At 53.3% G+C, this 22,663-nt stretch carries 14 protein-coding genes; 7 read left to right on the top strand and 7 right to left on the bottom strand.

Annotation, left to right across the window (positions count from 1 at the left end):
• Window positions 1-7: 7 nt before the first annotated feature.
• From HMPREF3277_RS01010 to HMPREF3277_RS01020, 3 genes are all read right to left on the bottom strand, one after another.
• Window positions 8-550 carry a hypothetical protein gene (locus HMPREF3277_RS01010; RefSeq protein WP_246830736.1) on the bottom strand — a complete coding sequence of 181 codons (543 nt, stop codon included), beginning with the start codon at window positions 548-550 and terminating at the stop codon, window positions 8-10.
• 79 nt (window positions 551-629) lie between these two features.
• Entirely contained in the window at window positions 630-920 is a 291-nt protein-coding gene (locus HMPREF3277_RS01015) for an NTF2 fold immunity protein (RefSeq protein ID WP_070869769.1), read from the bottom strand.
• A gap of 25 nt (window positions 921-945) precedes the next feature.
• Complete coding sequence (locus HMPREF3277_RS01020; RefSeq protein WP_049226578.1) at window positions 946-1,446, bottom strand: hypothetical protein; 501 nt, start codon at window positions 1,444-1,446, stop codon at window positions 946-948.
• 355 nt (window positions 1,447-1,801) lie between these two features.
• On the opposite strand from HMPREF3277_RS01020, the gene polA reads away from it, so the two are divergent.
• The 4 genes from polA to HMPREF3277_RS01040 all read left to right on the top strand — a co-directional run bounded on the left by polA (window position 1,802) and on the right by HMPREF3277_RS01040 (window position 7,830).
• Window positions 1,802-4,591, top strand: a complete 2,790-nt coding sequence (polA, locus tag HMPREF3277_RS01025) for a DNA polymerase I (protein ID WP_070869770.1) — start codon at window positions 1,802-1,804, stop codon at window positions 4,589-4,591.
• Between the two features lie 154 nt (window positions 4,592-4,745).
• Window positions 4,746-5,942, top strand: coding sequence for a hypothetical protein (locus HMPREF3277_RS01030; protein WP_049230795.1), 1,197 nt, complete (start codon window positions 4,746-4,748; stop codon window positions 5,940-5,942).
• 356 nt (window positions 5,943-6,298) lie between these two features.
• On the top strand, window positions 6,299-7,144 hold the full coding sequence (locus HMPREF3277_RS01035) for a mechanosensitive ion channel family protein (RefSeq protein WP_070869771.1): 846 nt from the start codon (window positions 6,299-6,301) through the stop codon (window positions 7,142-7,144).
• Window positions 7,145-7,329: 185 nt separating this feature from the next.
• Window positions 7,330-7,830 carry a hypothetical protein gene (locus HMPREF3277_RS01040; RefSeq protein ID WP_070869772.1) on the top strand — a complete coding sequence of 167 codons (501 nt, stop codon included), beginning with the start codon at window positions 7,330-7,332 and terminating at the stop codon, window positions 7,828-7,830.
• A 348-nt stretch (window positions 7,831-8,178) separates the two neighbouring features.
• Here the strand turns inward: HMPREF3277_RS01040 and HMPREF3277_RS01045 are convergent, their stop codons facing one another.
• Window positions 8,179-9,255, bottom strand: coding sequence for a T6SS immunity protein Tli4 family protein (locus HMPREF3277_RS01045; RefSeq protein ID WP_070869773.1), 1,077 nt, complete (start codon window positions 9,253-9,255; stop codon window positions 8,179-8,181).
• A gap of 306 nt (window positions 9,256-9,561) precedes the next feature.
• On the opposite strand from HMPREF3277_RS01045, the gene HMPREF3277_RS01050 reads away from it, so the two are divergent.
• The 3 genes from HMPREF3277_RS01050 to yccS all read left to right on the top strand — a co-directional run bounded on the left by HMPREF3277_RS01050 (window position 9,562) and on the right by yccS (window position 17,006).
• Window positions 9,562-10,056 carry a GlcG/HbpS family heme-binding protein gene (locus tag HMPREF3277_RS01050; protein WP_009312456.1) on the top strand — a complete coding sequence of 165 codons (495 nt, stop codon included), beginning with the start codon at window positions 9,562-9,564 and terminating at the stop codon, window positions 10,054-10,056.
• A 338-nt stretch (window positions 10,057-10,394) separates the two neighbouring features.
• Entirely contained in the window at window positions 10,395-14,603 is a 4,209-nt protein-coding gene (locus HMPREF3277_RS01055) for a translocation/assembly module TamB domain-containing protein (protein WP_070869774.1), read from the top strand.
• A 255-nt stretch (window positions 14,604-14,858) separates the two neighbouring features.
• Window positions 14,859-17,006: a YccS family putative transporter gene (gene yccS, locus HMPREF3277_RS01060; protein ID WP_070869775.1), complete on the top strand. Its 2,148-nt coding sequence runs from the start codon at window positions 14,859-14,861 to the stop codon at window positions 17,004-17,006.
• Between the two features lie 149 nt (window positions 17,007-17,155).
• Here the strand turns inward: yccS and mutS are convergent, their stop codons facing one another.
• From mutS to HMPREF3277_RS01075, 3 genes are all read right to left on the bottom strand, one after another.
• The gene (mutS, locus tag HMPREF3277_RS01065) at window positions 17,156-19,780 is read right to left on the bottom strand and encodes a DNA mismatch repair protein MutS (protein WP_070869776.1); all 2,625 of its coding nucleotides are present in this window, start codon (window positions 19,778-19,780) and stop codon (window positions 17,156-17,158) included.
• A 99-nt stretch (window positions 19,781-19,879) separates the two neighbouring features.
• On the bottom strand, window positions 19,880-20,821 hold the full coding sequence (locus HMPREF3277_RS01070) for a DUF4424 family protein (RefSeq protein WP_070869777.1): 942 nt from the start codon (window positions 20,819-20,821) through the stop codon (window positions 19,880-19,882).
• 69 nt (window positions 20,822-20,890) lie between these two features.
• A complete protein-coding gene (locus tag HMPREF3277_RS01075; protein WP_070869778.1) occupies window positions 20,891-22,348 on the bottom strand; it encodes an oligopeptide:H+ symporter in 1,458 nt (485 codons plus the stop codon).
• Window positions 22,349-22,663 lie beyond the last annotated feature (315 nt).

Below are 22,663 nucleotides of genomic sequence, written 5' to 3' on the forward strand. Positions count from 1 at the left end.
TACTGTCCTATTTTGATTTTAATTGACTATACAAGTCGACAAATTCGCGTAAAGCTGCCGTTTTATCTGCCTGTTCCGTCCACACTGCCAGCAGTTCGTCGACAACATCCAATCCGGCAAATTGAAACATATTCAGCCAAACGACTAAGCAGCCTTCGTAGCGGGGCGCGGTCAGTTGCAAGTCAAACCAAGCGGCGGCGAAACGTTTTAGCCAATCGATTTCTTCTTTTGTCCAGCATTCGGGAAAATGGCAACACAACTTATCGAGCAACGTTTCATCAAGCGATCGGACATCTTCGTCGTTAACCAAAGCCTGCAAAATACGCGGCAGAAAATGTTTCATATCTAAAGCCGTCGCGGCTCCTTTGTCCAAAGGTACGCTGCCCAAATACGCCTGCAACATATCGACAGGAATCTCGCGTAACGGATATTCCAACAACGCTTGTTGGAAATCTTCGGGAGAGCAGCTGTTGCAAGTGCAGATATTCAGCGGGAAGCGCACACTGTAAGGTGCAAATAATTCGTATGCTTCTGCTATCCATTTTTCCATCTTGTTGCCTTGCCTTTGATATTGGACATGGGTGTTCAGGATTGAGGGGAAAGCCTTTCAGACGACCTCAAACCTTGCACTACTTGCTATGCGTGATTTCTTTCAGCTGACCGTTTGCTCCGATAACGGCGCGGAAATTGCCGCCCAGCGCTTTAGGTGGCTTGCCGCTGATAATCCAATGCTTCCCGTCTTTTTTCACCCGATACGGCTTTTGCGCTTGAGCGGTTTGTTCGCCGTAATGCTGCGTCACATAAATTTCGGTCAGCCGCAGGACTTGCTGCTCGGTAACAGGTTGTGCACTGCCGTCCGCACTCACCGCCAAAGAGGGATGGATGAACATAAAGGTCAGAAGCCAATGGTGGATTTTCATTTTTAGTCAGCCTTTCCTGAACGCCTCAAACCTCGCCCGCCTGCTGCACAATCTTCGCCAGTTTCAAAGTATTTTCAAGCTGTTGCAGCACGGTATCGTCGTATGCCGCGCCTTTGCCGGTTACGGCGAGCTGCAGGATACTGTCGGTGAGGCGGACGATGCGCCACATCAGTTCGCGTTCGTATTTTTTCAAACTTTCGAGGTCAGCTTCTTCGGGCAGGTCGGCGGCAAGCGTCGCGCCCAAGTCGGGCAACTGCTCAAACAAGCGCGCGACGATATGCGAATGCACCCCCGCCTGCTTTTCCGCGTGCAGCACGTCATGTTTCGCCGCTTGGAAAAACTGCTCCTGCGCCGTCAGTGCGGAACCGTAATCGCGCGTCTGCGTATGCGCCAAACGCGCCTGCTTGAGCAGCTCGCGGATTTTTTCAGACGGCGTATTCGCGCCTTCGATTTTTAATTCAGCAATAAAATCAGCGTCTTCCTGAGTAATTCGCACGCTGACTGGGATACGGTTTGTCGCATTCATATTCGTTTGATTTGGTTTGTATTCATTTGTATGCAAATATACAAGATGAAATGACAAGGCGCAATATTTGAAATGGTTTATTTTTGTAAACCCTAGGGGCTGTCGACATTTAATTTTCCAAGTGGATTTTTGTTCACAAAGCGGAAGATTCAAGGCGGAAACCGCAACAAGGTGGACACCTTGTGAGGATTTCCAACGCGGAAGATGCCGCTTTGAGGATAAAAAGACACGGAAACTATTGAATGTTGACCGCCCCTAGGACGCGCTGAAACACATTTGCAGACACATGGGGAGAACCGAACTTTTCCTTTATAATCCATCCATCTATTTTTCACTTATTTCAAGCAGGTTCACCATGTCCAAACCCACTCTCCTCCTCGTTGACGGCTCTTCTTATCTCTACCGCGCTTATCACGCGATGGCACAGTTGTCCGCGCCTGACGGTGCGCCGACGGGTGCGCTTTACGGCGTGTTGAACATGTTGCGCCGGTTGCGGGCGGATTATGTGCACGATTATTGCGCGGTGGTGTTTGATGCAAAGGGCAAGAATTTCCGCCACGAGATGTACCCCGACTACAAGGCGACGCGCCCGCCGATGCCGGACGATTTGCGCCCGCAGGCGGAAGCCTTGCCGGATTTGGTGCGGCTGATGGGCTGGCCGGTGTTGGTGATTCCGCAAGTGGAAGCGGACGATGTTATCGGCACGCTGGCAGCGATGGCCGGTAAAGCGGGTTGGAATGTGGTGGTGTCCACCGGCGATAAGGATATGGCGCAGCTGGTGAACGAGCGCGTGACGCTGGTAAACACGATGAGCGGCGAAACGCTGGACATTGAAGGCGTAAAGGAAAAATTCGGCGTGCGCCCCGACCAAATCCGCGATTATCTCGCGCTGATGGGCGACAAGGTGGACAATGTGCCGGGCGTGGAAAAATGCGGCCCGAAAACGGCGGTGAAATGGCTGGAAGCCTACGGCTCGTTGGCAGGCGTAATGGAACACGCTGCGGAAATCAAGGGCAAGGTCGGCGAAAACTTGCAAGCCGCGCTGCCCCAACTGCCGCTTTCGTATGATTTGGTGACGATTAAAACCGATGTGGACTTGCACTCGGAGCTTTCAGACGGCCTCGAAAGCCTGCGCCGCACTTCGCCGAAATGGTCGCAGCTTGCGGTCGATTTCAAACGCTGGGGCTTCCGCACTTGGCTAAAAGAAGCGGAAAGCCGTATGCACGAAGCGGCGGACGGCGATTTGTTCGGCAGCGATACGATAGGCGAACAGGCGGCGTTGGACATGGAAACGTCGTCTGAAAAAATCATAGAACATGCCCCGCCCCCCGAAAAGCTGGATTATCAAGCCGTTACCACCGAAGCGCAGTTTGCCGCTTTGTTAGACAGACTGGCGCAGGCGGAAAAAATCGGCATTGATACGGAAACCACATCCTTAGACGCGATGAACGCCTCGTTGGTCGGCATCAGCATCGCGTTCCAGGCAGGCGAAGCGGTTTATATCCCCGTAGGGCACAGCCTGACCGCCGCGCCCGAACAGCTTGATTTGCAGGACGTATTAGGTCGTCTGAAACCGCATTTGGAAAACCCCGCCCTGAAAAAAATCGGGCAAAACCTCAAATACGACCAACACGTTTTCGCCAACTACGGCATCGCCCTGAACGGCATTGCCGGCGACGCCATGCTCGCTTCCTACATCATCGAGAGCCATCTCGGACACGGCTTGGACGAATTGTCCGAACGCTGGCTGGGCTTGGAAACCATTACCTACGAATCGCTGTGCGGCAAAGGCGCGAAACAAATCGGTTTTGCCGACGTCGCCATCGAGCAGGCGACCGAATACGCCGCCCAAGACGCCGATTTCGCCCTGCGCCTCGAAGCGCACCTGCGCGCGCAGATGGACGCCAAACAGCTTGAAATGTATGAAAAAATGGAGCTGCCCGTCGCGCAAGTATTGTTTGAAATGGAACGCAACGGCGTGCAAATCGACCGCGCCGAACTCGCCCGCCAAAGCGCGGAACTCGGCGCCGAGCTGATGAAGCTCGAACAAGAAGCCTACGCCGCCGCAGGCCAGCCGTTCAACCTCAACTCGCCCAAACAGTTGCAAGAAATCCTGTTCGACAAAATGGGCATCCCCACCAAAGGCCTGAAAAAAACTGCCAAAGGCGGCATTTCCACCAACGAAGCCGTGCTCGAACAGCTCGCGCCCGACTACCCCCTGCCCAAAATCATCCTGCAAAACCGCAGCCTGGCGAAACTCAAATCCACCTACACCGACAAACTGCCCGAAATGATTTCCCCCAAAGACGGCCGCGTGCACACCACCTACGCCCAAGCCGTCGCCATTACCGGCCGCCTCGCCAGCAACAACCCCAATCTGCAAAACATCCCCATCCGCACCGCCGAAGGCCGCCGCGTGCGCCGCGCCTTTACCGCACCGCAAGGCAGCGTCATCGTTTCCGCCGACTACTCCCAAATCGAGCTGCGCATCATGGCGCACCTCTCCGGCGACAAAACCCTCATCGCCGCGTTCCAAAACGGCGAAGACGTACACCGCCGCACCGCCGCCGAAGTATTCGGCATCGCCCCCGAAAACGTCTCGCCCGAACAACGCCGCTACGCCAAAACCATCAACTTCGGCCTCATTTACGGCATGGGGCAATACGGCCTCGCCAAATCGCTGGGCATAGACAACCTGTCCGCCAAAACCTTCATCGACCGCTACTTCGCCCGCTACCCCGGCGTTGCCGAATACATGCAACGCACCAAAGAACAAGCCGCTGCCCAAGGCTTCGTCGAAACCCTGTTCGGCCGCCGCCTCTACCTGCCCGACATCCACAATAAAAACGCCAACGCCCGCGCCGGAGCCGAACGCGCCGCCATCAACGCCCCCATGCAGGGCACCGCCTCCGATCTGATCAAACGCGCCATGATAGACGTGTCCCGCTGGCTTTCAGACGACCTCTTGCAAAGCAAACTGATTATGCAGGTGCATGACGAACTAGTGCTGGAAGTACCCGAAGCCGAACTGGATTTAGTCAAAGAAAAACTGCCGCAGATTATGGCGAAAGTGGATGAAGGGATGCTGAAAGTACCGCTGGTGGCGGAAGTGGGCGTGGGGATGAATTGGGAAGAGGCGCATTGATTATGTAACCTTATATTTTTCAGCATTCTTTTCTTATTTTAAATAAATATATTTCATTTGTGTATTTGGATTTTAAATGAATAACAGGAAAAACATAGAGTTAGCTCGAAAACTGTCTTGGATATCGAAACGTGAAAAGAAAATAAATCCTTCTATGAAAAAAGTTTTTACAAATTTTTTCATGGAAAACTGGAAGGCAAAAATATCTACTTTGTTTACTTTATGCAGTATTGCTGTTCCCTTTAGTTACCTGAATTACATAAACTCTAATTATTTATTTTATGATGCTTTGTCGTCGTTTAAAGCATGGATAGGAGCTTTTATATTATTTTCTATAATCATTATATTGGTTTTGGTTATTCCTTTGTTTTTTTCTTCTTGGTACTTTTTTATTCTGAAATCAAAATTTAGATATATAAAAGATAAAAATATATTGGTTAGATTCAATAATCTTTTCATTATAACGCCGATTATATCGATATTTTTAATAATTACAGCATATTTTTATGATTATAGTAGTTTACAAATAACTAATATCTTCCTAATTATGGTATTAGGGCCATCAGTTTTATGTCTTTTTTATGTTTTCAGATTGATACTTTTTCCTAAATATCCAATAGAATGTTCAATAGAAGAAAAAACTGTTTGTGGGATACTAAAATCTAATGTTTTCAAATCTGCTTGTATTATTGCCTTATCTCTTTTAATATTTAACTCTCTATTTATAATATTTTATTTTATATTAATTTTATCAGTATTGCCTAAGGATTTTCCTGAGTGGCTAACGATTTTCATAGACTGGGATAATTTTCTTAGACTTTTAAACCAGTTATTAAATTCTACAATACTAATTCTTATCTATATCGCTTCAGGTCTTAGACATAATTTTTTAATAAAAAATAATAAAAAATTAAATTCTATGCATTACTTAAAGGAAAGTATTATGATTATTCTATCAGCTTTTCTTATTTTATTAATTGTAATTAAATTGATGCCTGAATATCCTAATTTTATCTTTAATCCTATGCGTGCCCTTGGATATATTGAAGATAAGAGAGATGCAAGATGGTATTCTATCGATAATCGATTTATAGAATGGAATAACTTTCAAGCATTATTCTTAGATAAGAAAATAATCTATACACAAGAACAGGTATGCTATAAAAAAGATTTTGATTTATCTAAATTATCTAAAAAAGAAAAAATTCCATTTCATTTGTACGGGTATATGGCTTGGAATACTGGGAATACTAGGATCTTCTGTCCTGTCTCAATTTCAATAGGAAAAGATGTAGGTAGTAAATGTTGGCACATACCTAGCCAATATATAAATTTGATACCTAAAGGATAGCCGTCCGTTGGTTGGATACTTGTATCCGACAAAATCCGCTGCCATCCCAAAAGCCGTCGGATTCGAGAATCCGACCTACTGAAACTGAGCATTAGTGTGTAGCGTGTGTGCGGTACGCACGCATGCGGTGTTTGAAACTCAAAACCCATCCAAGGTCGTCTGAAAACCCGTCACAGAGTTTTTCAGACGACCTTTATTCTTCCCGCCGACAGGCATACAATCACGGGCGCGGTCTCCTTCATGGATTCAATATGACCTAGGTACGCGGTTTTAAGGTCGTCTGAAATATAGACAGGCTTGCCGCAAAACCAATAATATCCAAAATTTTCACCATTCTTTAACCAGAAATAAAAATCATGAATTTCGATCTTGAAAACCTCTCTTCATTCTCAGGCTGGGAGCGTCTCGTTGAAACCGGCATGGCATTCGGTACCAATCTCGTTGCGGCGTTGGCGATTTTCTTTGTCGGCAGATGGATTGCCGCCCGCCTTGTTATTTTGATGAAAGCTGCGCTGACCCGTGCCAAAGTGGACAGAACGCTGGTGAGCTTTCTGGGTAATGTAGCTAATATCGGTCTGTTAATCCTGATCATCATTGCCGCGCTGGGCAAGCTGGGCATTCCGACCACGTCGGTTACTGCCTTAATCGGTGGCGCGGGCTTGGCGGTGGCTTTGTCGCTGAAAGACCAACTGTCGAACTTTGCCGCCGGCGCGCTGATTATTCTGTTCCGTCCGTTTAAAGTCGGCGACTACATCAAAGTCAACGGCTTCGAAGGCTTTGTTAGCGAAATTAAAATGGTGCAGACCGCGCTGAGTACGCCGGATAACGAAGAAGTCATCCTGCCCAACAGCGTCGTCATGAGCAACAGTATCGTGAACCGTTCTTCCATGCCGCTGTGCCGCGTGCAGGTGGTGGTCGGTGTCGATTACGCCTGTGATTTGAAGGCCGCCAAAGCCGCCATCTTGAAAGCCGCCACCGAGCATCCTTTGTGCGTACAGACCCAAGGCAAAGAGGCAGTAACATATATTACCAACTTGGGCGACAGTGCCATTGAAGTCACACTTTGGGCGTGGACGAACGAAGCCGATTTGGGCGCGTTCCGCTTCGGGCTGAACGAGCAGGTAGTGGAAAACCTGCGTGCCGCCAATATCAATATTCCTTTCCCGCAGCGCGATGTGCATATCATCCAGCAGCAGGGGTAAGGGTAAGTTTCGGATTGGCGAATCCGACCTGCTGAAACCGTAGGCATACGGTGTTTGAAACCCAAAGCCCATCCGAGGTCGTCTGAAAACCTGTCTTATGGTTTTCAGACGACCTTTTTATATTCTTTCCATTTCCTGTATTATTCATATTGATTTAAACACTCTTTCTTGAAAGGTCAAAAATAATGTCGCTCACTTTAAAATCTGTTCTGACCGCCGGTTTGCTCCTTCTTGGATTCCAAGCCGCTGCCCAAGATATTCCGCAAGCGTTTCAAGGCAAATGGGCCGGGCATTATGAAGGGAAGGTATCGCCCAAACATATAAGGGCTTTATGTGCCATGGGTTATGCTGCAAATGAGAAAGAGCGTAACGCTGCTGTGGATAATGTCGATGTGTCGGAAGATAGCGGCTTTTATATTGAAATAGGTAAAAAATCAATTGAATTAAATGGTTGGGAATGGGGTGCGAAATATACGAAACTGAATTATCGAATTTATTCGCCCGATAAAATCGCAGGTACGGCACGCGTTCGGGAAGAGGAGCCGGAGCAAGGTACGCAGATTTATAACGATAATTTTGAGTTTTCGTTAAACCGAGGCGTGCTGACGCAAAGATTCCGTGATTTTTCAACGGACGGCTCAGGCAAAAAAGTTTGGCAGACGCGTACGCTGATGCGTTGCAAATAATGCTGGGCAAACCGTAGCCGGCCGTAGGTTGGAGGCTTGTATCCGACAACAGCCGCTGCCATCTCAAATAGCCGTCGGACTTGAGGGTCTAGTCTCCCAAACTGAAACTGTGTGAGTGCCTTAAGGTACTCACACACTACCTGAACATCGCTTAAAATGGGGAGTCAATGCATAACACGAGAAATATAGCTTCGGCAGTCCGAAGTACCAGCAAAAGTTCTGCAACACTATGAAAAAGCTTACCGGCGGCTTGGACGGCAATACGCCCTTTGAAGTGTTGCAGACTTACTTTGTCCAATCTGCAGTATAAACAATACAGTTAATGTTTATACCGCTTGATTTACTGGTTTATTCCACTGGTTTGAGGGTGGGTAGGATGGTATCCCAAATGGCGAAGATTTCCTGCTGGCTGCGTTTGGTCCCGTCGAAAGTTTCGGTACCAAAGGGCATCATTACGAGGAGATGGTCACTTTCACGCTCCCAAGCTAGCAGGTAGTGATTACCGTCCCAACGGCTGATTTTTTCGTATCCAGGCATGCCGTTGATGGTGCGTGGACCTTGGCGGATGGCGCGGGCAGTGAGCGATTGCAGAAAACCTTTCAAGCCTTCGGTATCGGGATGGTTTCGGCCAACAGCAATGGAAGCTCCGCGTGGATTGCGACCGTGGTGAATGAAGATATAGGTATCGGCTTGTCCGGAAAAATAAACGTGGGTGCTTGCCTTAAAAGGGGTATTACCATCATCTGCGAAGAAACCATCGGGAATACACACGCCTTGGTGTTTGGGTACTTCGTACGGTTGGCGTTCGCGTAGCCGTGAGGTAAGGTCGCGGCGCATTTCATGTGTTGCTTTGTCAAGCATTATGCGTTCCTGTTGACGCCAGTTGTTCGGTTCTGTGCCGCCTGGGGTAGGAATTTTGAATTCACCGTTGGTGTGAAAACCGCCGTTTTGACCAAGTTTGACGATGAGCTCGGCATCGTAGCGGATGCCGAGATTTGAGCTCAAGCGACTACCGTCGAACATGGGTGTGTTGCGGGTGAATTGCAGGAAGGCGCGACCGGGGATAAGCTCTCGTTCGCCAATATAACCTTCACCATGTCCGGTGCTCCGCTCGAAATATCGGTTAAATCCGCCATTCCGTCTTTCAGTAAGGATGACATTGAGGAAACGCCAATCGTCGGCATAGTGATTAATTTGCCAGTCGTTGTAGCGGTAGCTTTCAGTTTGACCTTCGAGTCTTGAGCCATACCGACGTTCGGCAGGAAGGCGCATTTGCACGCGACCGGCACAGTAGGGCTGGGCGGTCCAATAGGTGGTGTTGATCATAGAGGTATCGGTGGGATTGTCATCTGTGGGAGGAGACAGTGGGGTGGTACAGGCGGCAAGCAGCAGAGTGATGATAGGGAGGAGTATGAGTGTGCGCATGTGGTGTTCCTTATGAGAGATGAGAATTTGAGGCTACCTGAAAAGACGGGGATGGACAAGACTGGTGTTTACTTGAATAGGGGAAAGCCTGCCTCAAGTTGGAGGCTTGTATCCGACAAAAGCCGCTGCCATCTCAAATAGCCGTCGGATTCGAGAATCTGACCTACTGAAACTACCAAACCGAAACCTACCCGAGGTCGTCTGAAAACCTGTCTCATGGTTTTCAGACGACCTTTATTGTTCCCGCCGACAGGCATACAATCAAAAGTGCAGTACCTTTCATTGATTCAATACAAGGAGACAGTTATGCGCGGCATAAAATCAGTTGCATTGTTGTGTACTTTGGCATTGGGTGCGCCGGCGTTTTCGGCGGGTTTGACCAAAACGCTACCGGGCGATTTGACGACGGCTCAGGCGCAGGCGGTGGTGCAGGCTTCGATGAAAAAGGCGCGTGAAATCAAGGTGCCGATGAATATTGCGGTCATGGACGCGGGCGGTAATTTGAAGGCGTTTGCGCGTATGGACGATGCGTTTATCGGCAGTATCGATATTGCGCAGAAAAAGGCGAAAACGGCACGCTATTTCAATATGTCCACCCGCGATTTGGGCAAGGCTTCGCAACCGGGCGGTGAGCTTTACGGCATTGAGGTGACCAACGACGGTTTGGTGATTTTTCCCGGCGGTGTGCTGCTGGTGGATAAAAACGGCGTTATCGTTGGCAGTGTCGGCGTGAGCGGCGGCTCGGTCGATGAAGACGAAAGTGTCGCGAAAGCAGGTGCGGCGGTATTGTCGGGCAGGTAAGCCGCAACTTGAGGCAACCCGGCGCGTTTCTTTTCATTGATTTGCGTTGGGTTATTGAAATACGCAGAGGTCGTCTGAAAATGCGGGTCTAAACTCCTGCTGTCTTTTCAGACGACCTTTTTGCATTTGTTGACATTTTTACCGCTTCGGGCATGGCGTTTGGGTATATGGGGTCGTCTGAAACCTGAAATGCTGTCTTTCCCAAGCACAATTCGCTGCAATGGGATATGATTATCCTTTTTCAGACGACCTGTCCTGATATGGGGTCGTCTGAAAAGCCGATTCCGTCGGGTGCGGCGGAGTCCTGAGAAGCCGTTAAGCCATACAAGAAAGCCAAGATGTCCGAAACAGCAGTCCAAGAAACCCAAGAAACGCCAAACAGTGTGCCTACGTCGTCTGAAACACAACCCACCCCGCCCAAGCGCAAGAGACGCTGGTTGCGGGGTCTGTTGCTGGCGTTGGTTGTGCTGGTGTGCGCGCTGGCGGGCTTTATCGGCTGGCTGGTGGGGACGGAATCGGGTTTGCGTTTCGGTTTGTACAAGATTCCGTCCTGGTTTGGCGTGAAGATTGCGTCGGAAACGCTGGAAGGTACGCTGGTTAAGGGTTTTCACGGCGATAAGTGGATGATTGAAACGGATGGGGCGGATGTGAAAATCAGTGCGTTCCGTTTTGATTGGAAGCCGTCCGAGCTGTTTCAGCGCAGCCTGCACATTACTGAAATTGTGGCGGGCGATATTGCGGTCGTGCCGAAGCCGACGCCGCCAAAAGAGAAAAAGCCGTCCAAAGGGCTGCCTGAGAGCATTGATTTGCCTGTGTTGGTGTTTATCGACCGTTTTGAGACGGGCAGGCTCAGTGTGGGCAAAAATTTTGACAAGCAGACGGCCTATCTCGACCATCTGAATGCGGCATACCATTACGATCAGAAAGAACACCGCTTGGATTTGAAAACCCTCGATACGCCGTGGAGCAATTCGACGGGTTCGGCGGTGGTCGGGCTGGAGAAGCCTTTTGCACTCAATACGACGATTCAGACGAAGGGCGAGCTGGAAGGTGAGACGATAGAGGGTAAGGCGCGCCTGTGGGGCAGCTTGCAGGACGTGCAGACTGAAATCCTGCTGGACGGCGACGATGTGCATTTGTCGGCGAAATCTACGGTGCATCCGTTTGCCGCTTCGTTGGACAAGATGATCGGCGAGGTGCTGGTCAAGGGGTTCAACATCAATCCGACCGCGTTCCTGCCGTCGCTGCCCAAGGCAAACCTGACGTTTGACGCGACCGTCGTGCCTTCGTTTACGCACGGCATCGCGTTGGACGGTTCGCTCGACTTGGAAAACAAGGCGGCAGGTTTTGCCGATGCAAAATCCATTCCGGTGCGCAACATTTTGGCGGACTTCACCATCAACGACAACGGCGTGGTAACCGTCCAAGAGTCTGAAATCGGGCTGCTGGAGGAAGGTTCGTTCAATGTCGCCGGTACGGTCGATACGGTGAAAAACGCGCTGGCGCTCAAGATTAATGTGAACAACCTCGTTTCAGACGACCTCGCCCGCACCAATGTTGCCGGTCAGTGGAACGGGTTTATCGGCGTCAAAGGCGAAACCGCCTCGCCCGCTATCGACTGGAATCTTGAAAGCGGCAGCGCGCAACTCTCCGGCCTGCTGTCCTTCGTTACCGACAGACAACACGGTCAACGCACCCTCAAACTCGACCGCGTCCGCGTCGCACCGCAAAACGGCGGCGAACTGACGGCGCAAGGTTCGCTCGAACTCTTCAAAGACCGCCTGCTCAAGCTCGATGTTTCCAGCAAGGCGTTCAATCCGTCCCGCCTAGACTCAAAACTGCCCGCAGGCAGCGTCAACGGCACCATCAATCTTTCAGGCGAACTGGCGAAAGAAAAATTCGCCGGCAAAATGCAGTTTGCGCCGAGTACGTTAAACAACGTCCCCCTCAGCGGCAAAGCCGACGTCGTTTACGAATCCGGACACCTCCCACGCGCGCTGACCGACCTGCGTTTGGGCAACAATATCGTCAAAACCAACGGCAGCTTCGGCAAAAAAGGCGACCGTCTCAACATCGACATCACCGCTCCCGACCTTTCCCGTTTCGGTTTCGGACTGGGCGGGCTGCTCAATACGCGCGGCTACATTTCAGGCGACCTCAAGGGCGGGCTGAAAACCTACGAAGCCGATCTCTCCGGCGAAGCGCGCGCCCTGCGAGTCGGCGATGCCGTCAACATCCGTATGCTTGACTTCAAACTCAAAGGCACGCCCGACATCAACCGTCCGCTTGCCGCCGACATCAAAGGCAGCCACATTGCCCTTTCCGGCGGCGCGACCGTCATCGATGCGGTCGACCTGTCCCTCAACGGCACGGGTGCGCAACACCGCATACACGGCAGCAGCAGCATGGCGTTGGACGGCAAGCCTTACAAACTCGAAGTCAACGCGGCGGGCGGTCTGAACAAAGACTTCAATCAGTGGAAAGGCAGCGTGGACACGCTCGACATCGGCGGCGCGTTCAACCTCAAACTGCAAAACCGCATGAACCTCGAAGCAGGCGCGGAGCGCGTTTCCATGAGCGCGGCGCGCTGGAGCGTGATGGGCGGCAGCCTCAACCTGCAAAACTTCGTTTGGGACAAAAAAACCGGCATCACCAGCAAAGGCAGTGCGCAAAGCCTGCACATCACCGAGTTGCAAAACTTCGTCAAAATCCCCGTCGAACACAACTTGGTACTCGGCGGCGATTGGGATTTGGCGTACAGCCAAAATGCCCGCGGCTACCTCAACATCAACCGCCAAAGCGGCGACATCATCCTGCCGAACAAAGACCCGAAAAAACAAATGCCCTTGGGTTTGAGCGCGCTCGCCCTGCGCACCCGTTTCCAAAACGGCCGCATCGACAGCACGCTTGAAGGCAATACCCGCTTCGGCAGCGTCAACGCCGATTTGGGCATCAGCCAGCAGTTCGGCAACAAAATCGCCAACGCGCCGGTCAGCGGCAAAATCAACCTCAACGTCCCCGACTTGGGCGCAATCAAAACCTTCCTGCCCGCTACCGCGCAAGGCATTACAGGTCGTCTGAACGCCACCGCCACCATAGGCGGGCGCGTCGGTTCGCCCACCATCGCCGCCACCTTGAACGGCACCAGCAACTACGGTACAGCCGAAGGTACGGTCAACATCGGACAAGGCGCCAGCATGGACACCGCGCCTTTGAGCGGCAAACTCAACCTCAACGTCGCCGACCTCGAAGTCTTCCGCAACTTCCTGCCCGTCGGACAAACCGTCAAAGGTCGTCTGAATGCCGCCGTCAGCCTTGGCGGACGCGTCGGCGATCCCCAGCTTTCCGGTACGCTCAACGGCGAAAACCTCTACTACCGCAACCAAACCCAAGGCCTCATCCTCGACAACGGCGTTTTACGTTCCCATTTGCAGGGACAACGCTGGATTATCGACAGCCTCAAGTTCCACAAAGGCGGTACGCTCGAGCTGAAAGGCTCCGTCAACCTTGCCAACGCCGATCCGGATGTTGACGTAGATGTCGTCTTCGACAAATACGACACCCTCTCCCGTCCGAACCGCCGCCTGCGCCTCTCCGGCAGCGCGAAAGTGCAATACAACCAGGCCAGGGGCTTCATCCTCAACGGTACGTTGGGCAGCGACTACGGTATGTTCGGTTCGCAAAAATCCTCCATGCCCTCGTTGGACGACGATGTCATCGTGTTGGGCGAAGAGAAAAAACAAACCGCCGCCGTAACGCCTATCAGCCTCAACCTGACGCTCAACCTCAACGACAACATCCGTTTCGTCGGTTATGGTGCAGACATCACCATAGGCGGCAAGCTGACCATCACTTCCCGCCCGGGTGAAGCCATCCAAGGCGTCGGTACTGTCCGTGTTGTTAAAGGCCGTTACAAAGCCTACGGACAAGACCTCGACATCACCAAAGGTACGGTTTCTTTCGTCGGCCCGCTCAACAACCCCAACCTGAACATTCGCGCCGAACGCCGCCTTTCCCCCGTCGGTGCAGGCGTCGAAGTCCTCGGCAGCCTCTCCAATCCGCGCGTGACCCTCGTTGCCAAAGAGGCGATGAGCGAAAAAGACAAGCTCTCCTGGCTCATCCTCAACCGCGCCAGCAGCGGCAGCGACGGCGACAATGCCGCCCTTTCCGCAGCGGCAGGCGCGCTCCTTGCCGGACAAGTCAACGACAGGCTCGGACTGGTGGACGATTTGGGCATCACCAGCCAACGCAGCCGCAACGCCCAAACCGGCGAACTCAACCCCGCCGAACAAGTGCTGACCGTCGGCAAGCAGTTCACCAACAACCTCTACGCAGGTTACGAATACGGTCTTTCCAGTGCCGAACAGTCGGTCAAGCTCGTGTACCAGCTCACCCGCGCCATCCAAGCTGTTGCCCGCGTCGGCAGCCGTTCATACGGCGGCGAGTTGAAATACACCATCCGTTTCGACAGGCTCTTCCATTCGGATTACGAAAACGACCGCAAAATCGAAGAAGCAGAAAAACAGAAAGCCGAGCAAACGCAATAACGCCGACGGAAAGGAAAAGGTCGTCTGAAAACCACACTTTAGGGTTTTCAGACGACCTTTTTCATGCGCGGCAATCTCGTTCCTTTTTCTTGAGGACAGACAGGCAGGTCGGTCATATCCGTTTCGCAGGGACGCTGTCGGACAGGTTTTCAGACGACCCCATAGCCCCCGTCCCGCCCTAAAATCCTGTTAGAATACCGTTTCATTTCATTCATAATAATCAAACCATTCCCATTTAAAGCTGCGCCCAATACGATGAAACTCCCGCCACTCAAACCCCTCATCATCACCTCGCTACCCGTCTTCGCCAGCGTCTTTATCGCCGCAACCCTCGTCTGGCGGTTCGGCACGCCCAAGCTCGCCATGCCCTTCGTGCTCGGCATCATCGCGGGCGGCCTCGTCGATTTGGACAACCGCCTGACAGGTCGTCTGAAAAACATCATCATCACCGTCGCCCTGTTTACCATTTCATCGCTCGTTGCCCAAAGCACGCTCGGCACAGGTCTGCCCTTTATTCTCGCCATGACCCTGATGACGTTTGGCTTTACCATTTTGGGCGCGGTCGGACTGAAATACCGCACCTTCGCGTTCGGCGCGCTCGCCGTCGCCACCTACACCACGCTCACCTACACCCCCGAAAACTTCTGGCTGACCAATCCCGTCATGATTCTGCTCGGGACCGTGTTATACAGCACCTGCACACTCGTTTTCCAAATCATCCTCCCGCACCGCCCCGTCCAAGAAAGCGTCGCCAACGCCTACGAAGCGCTCGGCGGGTATTTTGACGCCAAAGCCGACTTTTTCGATCCCGACGAAGCCGCCTGGCTCGGCAACCGCCAAATCGACCTCGCCATGAGCAACACTGGTGTCATCAGCGCCTTCAACCAATGCCGCGCCGCCCTGTTTTACCGCCTGCGCGGCAAACACCGCCACCCGCGCACTGCCAAAATGCTGCGCTACTACTTCACCGCCCAAGACATACACGAACGCGTCAGCTCCGCCCACGCCGACTATACCGAGCTGACCGACACCCTTAAAAACACCGACCTCATCTTCCGCATCCGCCGCCTGCTCGAAATGCAGGGGCAGGCGTGCCGCAACGTTGCCGCCGCCCTGAGAAACGGCAAAGACTACACATACAGCAAACGCCTCGGACGCGCGATGGAAGGCTGCCGCCAATCCCTCGCCCACTACACTGACGACCACCCCGAAAGCCGCAACATCCACCACATCCGCCGCCTGCTCGACAACCTCGGCAGCGTCGACCACCAACTGCGCCAACTCCAACACAGCGACTCCCCCGCCGAAAACGAAAACAGCAGCGACACCCGCATCGCCGCCCTCGAAAACAGCAGCCTGAAAAACGTCTGGCAGACCGTCCGCAGCCAGCTCAACTTCGAGTCGGGCGTTTTCCGTCACGCCACGCGCCTCTCCATCCTCGTTGCCGCCTCCTGCATCATCGTCGAAATCCTCCATCTCAACCTCGGCTACTGGATACTCCTGACCGCCGTTTTCGTCTGCCAACCCAACTACACCGCCACCAAAAGCCGCGTGTACCAACGCATCGCCGGCACCATCCTCGGCGTCATCGTCGGCTCACTCGTGCCTTATTTCACCCCCTCCGTCGAAACCAAACTCTGGATCGTCATCGCCAGCACCACCCTGTTTTTCATGACCCGAAGCTACAAATACAGCTTCTCCACCTTCTTCATCACCATCCAAGCCCTCACCAGCTTCTCTCTCGCCGGGCTGGACGTCTATGCCGCCATGCCCGTCCGCATCATCGACACCATCGTCGGCTCCGTCCTCGCCTGGGCAGCCGTCACCTACCTCTGGCCGGATTGGCGTTACCTCACCCTCGAAAAAACCGCCGCCCAAACCGTCGGCGGCAACGGCGCCTACCTCAGAAAAATCCTCGACCAGCTCCAATACGGCATCGCCGACGACGTCGAATACCGCACCGTCCGCCGCCAAGCCCACGAACGCACCGCCACCCTCAGCAGCACCCTCTCCGACATGAGCAGCGAACCCAAAAAATACGGCAACAACCTGCAAAGCGGCTTCACCCTCCTCAAAACCAGCTACGCCCTGACCAGCTACATCTCCGCGCTCGGCGCATACCGCAGCGAAATGGACGGCGCGTGCAGCCCCGACTTCGTCCGCAAGTTCTACCAAAGCGGCTACCGCATCGCCGACCTGCTCGAACGCCTCCCGCAAACAAGCGAACAAGATTTTCAGACGACCCTCTCCCAAATCCGAACCGACTTGGAAGCCTTACAAACAGAAGCAGGCGACGAACGTCAAAGCCATATCCTCCACCGGCAGCTCACCCTCATCGCCAACCAGCTCGACCCCTGCTACCGCAGCCTGCACGACATTGAAGCCAGCCCGCAAGCCGTGTGATATAGTGGATTAACTTTAAACCAGTAGACGTTGCCTCGCCTTGTCCTGATTTAAATTTAGTCCACTATAATCGGCAGGCAAACAAAAGGTCGTCTGAAAACCCGAAACAAGGTTTTTCAGACGACCTTTTTTCAATGAACCAACGCGTTTTACTCACCGCCTTCGGCAATCTGCTTCAAACGATACAAAGCATCCAAGGCTTCGCGTGGGGTGAGGTCGTCGGGGCGGATTTGGTTTAGGGCTTCGGCGAGTGCGTGGTGGGCGGAGTTGGTTTCTTGGCTTGCGGCGGTTTGGGGGTCGATGTCCGCCGTTTCGTTGGGGCTAAACCCGCTGTATTCGTTTTCAGACGACAGGGTGCTGAAGATGTCCAACTGCGGGCGGACGGCGGCGGCTTGGGCTTCGAGCTCGTCCAGATGTTTTTGGGCGGCTTTGAGGGCGCGGTTGGGCAGGCCGGCGAGTTTGGCGACGGCGATGCCGTAGCTTTTGCTGGCGGGGCCGGGTTCGATGTGGTGGAGGAAGACGATGTCTTGTCCTTGTTCGAGCGCGGAGAGGTGCATGTTGACCGCCGTTGCGTGGGCTTCGGGCAGTTTGGTCAGCTCGAAATAGTGGGTGGCGAAGAGGCTGAAGGATTTGTTTTTTTGCAGCAGGTGTTCGGCGATGGCGTGCGCGAGGGCGAGGCCGTCGAAGGTGGAGGTGCCGCGTCCGACTTCGTCCATGAGGACGAGGGATTGGTCGGTGGCGTGGTGGAGGATGTAGGCGGTTTCGCTCATTTCGACCATGAAGGTGGAGCGGTTGGAGGCGAGGTCGTCGGAGGCGCCGATGCGGGTGAAGATTTGGTCGATGGGTCCGATTTGGGCGGCATCGGCGGGGACGAAGCTGCCGGTGTGCGCCATGAGGACGATGTGGGCGACTTGGCGCATGTAGGTGGATTTGCCGCCCATGTTGGGGCCGGTCAGGAGCATGAGGCGGTGTTTGTGGTCGAGGCGGGTGTGGTTGGCGGTGAAGTGGCGCACTTGTTGCTCGACGACGGGATGGCGGCCGTTTTCGATATGGATGACGGGGTAGTCGGCGAACTCGGGGCAGACGAAGCCGCGTTCGGCGGCGGTGGCGGCGAAGGTGGAGAGTACGTCGAGGGCGGCGGCGGCTTTGGCGGCTTTTTGAAGCTGGGGAAGGGTCGTCTGAATGTCTTTGAGGAGGGCTTCAAACAGGCGTTTTTCCAATGCCAATGCTTGCTCTTGTGCGGTCAGGACTTTGTCTTCGAAGGTTTTGAGTTCGGGAGTGATGAAGCGTTCGGCGTTTTTGAGGGTCTGGCGGCGTTGGTAGTCGGCGGGGGCTTGTTCGGCTTGGACTTTGGAAAGCTCGATGTAGAAGCCGTGGACGCGGTTGAACTCGACTTTGAGGGTGGAGAGGCCGGTGCGTTCGCGTTCGCGCGCTTCGAGGTCGAGCAGGAATTCGTCGCCGTGGTTTTGGATGTGGCGCAACTCGTCGAGTTCTGCCGAATAGCCTTGGTTGATGACGCCGCCGTCTTTGAGCCAAACGGCGGGTTCGGGCATTACGGCGGCTTTGAGGGTTTCGGCAACAGGCAGGGTTTCGGGGAAAACGGCTTTGAGGGTTTCTAAGAGACTACTGCCCTCGGCGGATAATTCGATTTCGGACAGGGCAAACAGGCTGTCGCGCAGGGCGGCGAGGTCGCGCGGGCGGGCGTTGCCGACGGCGATGCGGGCGGCGATGCGTTCAATGTCCGCGATGTTTTTCAGACGGCCTTGCAGGTTTTCGTATTGCGAACCCAGCGCGGCAACGGCTTCTTGGCGGGCGCGGATGTGGGCGCGGCTGCGTAAGGGGTGGTGCAGCCAGAGTGCCAAGAGGCGGCTGCCCATGTGGGTGGCGCAGCCGTCGAGTATGGAAAACAGGGTCGGCGATTTTTTGCCGGAGAGGGTTTGCGTGATTTCGAGATTGCGGCGCGTGGCGGCGTCCATACCGATATATTGGCTGTCGGTTTCGAGCGAAATGCCGTCTAAGTGTTGCGGCATCAGGTTTTGCGTCAGGCGGATGTAGTTCAACAGCGCACCCGCCGCGCCGACGGCGGCTTCGTGTTCCTTGCCGTCCAAACCGAAGCCGTGCAGGTCTTGGCAGCCGAAGTATTCGGTCAACAATTTCGCGCCCGCGTCGGCGGCAAACTGCCATGAGTTCAGGCGCGTGATGTTGGCAGAGGTCGTCTGAAACCCATTAGGCAGGCTTTTGCCTTCGGGCAACAGGATTTCCGCCGCCTGCAAACGCGCCAGCTCGTCGGTGAGTTTGTCCGCCGTCGTCAGCTTGGTTTTGAATTCGCCGCTTTGCAAAGATGCCCACGCGATGGCGATGTGTTTTTTATCCGCGTTCACCGCCGCGATGCGGTTGGTTTCCTTGTCTTCCAAAAATGCCGCGTCGGTCAGCGTGCCGGGCGTAACGATGCACACGACTTTGCGTTCTACCGGCCCTTTACTTGCTCCGACTTCGCCCACCTGCTCGCACACCGCCACGCTTTTGCCCATCTTCACCAGCCGCGCCAGATACTGCTCCGCCGCGTGAAACGGCACGCCCGCCATCTTAATCGGCACGCCGTCCATCTGCCCGCGCGTGGTCAGGGTAATGTCCAACAGCTTCGCCGCTTCCACTGCGTCATCCAAAAACAGCTCGTAAAAATCGCCCATGCGGTAAAACACCAGCTTGTCGGCGTGCTGCGATTTGATGGCGAGATACTGCTGCATCATCGGGGAAACGGCGGATTTGCTCATGGGAATGCCTTGCAAAACGGAAAAGCCTTATTGTAGCAAAAGGTCGTCTGAAACCCTAAAACAAGGTTTCAGACGACCTTTTATGTATGCTGCTTTGGGTTAGTCGTAAACGAAAATAATGTCCAAGTCTTTTTTCGGCAGGAAATTTTCTTTGACTGCTTGGAAGCGGTTGGGCCCGACTTTGCGCAGGGATTTGTCCCAACAGAGCGACAGTACGGTATTGGGCTCGCGGTCTATGGTCAGGGTGAATTTACCGATGGGTTTTGCCCAGTTGGCACCTGTGGTCAAGACATAGCCCAAATGGTGATAGACCAAATCTTCTTTCACATTTTTAAAGTTGTTGAGGAAGTTTTCATCCATGCAGTAAGCGTCTATAAATGCTTTGCTGTCTTTGGCTTTGAGCGAAGGCAGGAAGCTGCCGCCGACCAGCGGGGTGTATTGGTGTTTGATTTCGGTGACGCTGCCGGCTTTGAAGGTTTGCTTCCAGCTGTAAACAATCTGCGCCGACCAATCGGGCAGTTCATCCGGCTGCTTGGGCAGCATGGATTGGACTTTGGCGGAGCGGCAGGCTCTGATTTTGCTGTCGATTTTTTCACCGTCTTGCTTTTGCGTCCAAGGGTGCATCAGTTCCTGATCGCTCAAACCGCATTTTTTCAAATCGGCGGTCACGTCCACCAGCGAGCCGTTACGCCGTTCAAAATAGGCACGGACGTGGGCTTGCGGGCGGACAGGTTTGCCGTCGGCGTAAATTCGGAAGCTGTCAACCAAGCCCTTAGTGTCAGCAAAGTCGGAATATGTGAAGGAAGGAACAATCGGCAAAGGGAAAAGGACGGTTTCGGTAATGTCTTGCGAGGAGGTGTTTTTAAACCGGTAATGCACGCGAATCTGGTTTTCGCTGATGTACAAATCTTCGCTCTGCATATCGATATGCGGATTTTTCAGATATTTGATGCCGCTCGTGCTGACTGTACCCGTGCTGTCGTTGGCATGGGCTGCTCCGGCAAGCAGGAGGAGCATTAGGAGGAAGGTATTGGGTTTCATGGGTTCAAAGTCCTTAAAAATAGGTCGTCTGAAACGGCATTTCAGACGACCTTCTTAACGAATCAATATTTAATCCGCGCCTTTGAGCATTTTATTCAAAATAGGTACGAGTAGCAATAATACCAAACCGGTGATTACGCCTATGCCGCAAAGCATCCAGTAGAAATCCAGCGGGGCTTTGTCGTTGAATCCTTCTTTGAACAACACGCCGCCCAAAGTGAAGCCCAACGAAAAGCCCAAGAAGTTGAGCGCGACCATTTGGGTTTTGAACATGGGCGGGGCGATTTTGGTGGCGATAGAAAGTGCAATCGGCGAGATCATCAGTTCGCCTATGGTGATGGCGAGCAAGATCAGCGCGAACACAATAATCGGCATGGGTGTCTCTGATGAAATATACGGTACGAATCCAAGATAGGATATGCCGACAACAATCATCGCCAACACGAATTTAAACGGGGTTTTCGGTTGATATTTGCCCATTTTCGTCCAAATCGCCGCCATCACGCCGGAGAAGAGGACGACCCACATACTTTGGATCGAGTCTTTCCATGCGACGGGGACAGTCCAGCCGAATAGGGTGCGGTCAACCGTTTTGTCAAAATACACCGTCGCCACGGTATAGACTTGGAACCAGACCGACCAAAACAGGCAGATGGTCAGAAACAGCGGGATATAGGCAATGATGTGGCGTTTGTTTTCAGACGACACATGGCTGCTGCCGAGCAGACGCGCGAAATAGGCAATGACGGTAAGAATGACTGTGCCGAGCAGGAATTTGGAGAAGTTGTCCAAATTGAGCGCGCCCGAGGCAATCAGGCTGCCGATAACCAAGACAATCAACACGGCGACTGCCACCGCGGTTTTCACTTTTTCAGGACGCAGCGGATTGGGCGCAGGCGTATGCGGCAGAAGTTTGCGCCCCACAGAGTAACGCCACAGCCCGAAAGCCATACCGACTGCCGCCGCGCCGAAGCCGTAGTGGAAACCCATCTTCGTTTGCAGCAAGCCCGTCAGGAGCGGGCCTAAGAAGCCGCCGATGTTGATGGAGATATAGAAAATGGAAAAACCGGCATCGCGCAGTGGCTTCATGTGATCTGCCTCATAAAGCGAGCCGACCATCGAGCTTGCCGACGATTTCACACCACCGCTGCCCAGTGCGATGAGTACCAAGCCGCATAGCAGTCCGTACAGACCCGGTGCGATTGCCAAAACGATGTGTCCGAGCATGACCACGATGCCGGAAATAAACAGCGTTCTCTCCGCGCCCCAAATCCGGTCAGCAAGCCATGCGCCGAGTATGGTGGACAAATAAACGCTGCCGCCGTATGCGCCGACGATGCCGCCGGCGAGCGACTCGTTTATGCCCAAACCGCCTTTATTGGCAGCGTAATAGAGATAGATCATTAAGATACCCTGCATCCCGTAAAACGAGAAACGTTCCCACAATTCGATATGGAACAGGGTAGAGAGCTGGATGGGATGCCCGAAGAAGGTTTTTTCCTTGCGGGCGGACTGGTTGTCAGACATATTAAAGTTCTCCTGTTGGCAGAGGTTGGGCAGACGGACCGCCCCGGCGGAAACCTGCCTGCCCCGCCGGCATTTTCAATATTTTTCTTAGAGCGGGCGCGGGCGTAAGGATTGCCTGCCGCACCCTGCGGGTTTGGCGGGAAACGCCCGTATCCGATGCTTTCATCTAGGATTTACAGGAGTTTACGATGCCAAACATTTTTCGGTTTTAGCCGAATCTGAAACGCTTGTCAAACGGCATATGGCAAAGGTTTGAGGCTGAACAGGGAAACCGCATTTTGATTTAAGCAGGGGTCGTCTGAAAACGTATCGGCA

It is taken from the genome of Neisseria sp. HMSC70E02 (assembly GCF_001838645.1).
Taxonomy (GTDB): Bacteria; Pseudomonadota; Gammaproteobacteria; order Burkholderiales; family Neisseriaceae; genus Neisseria; species Neisseria macacae.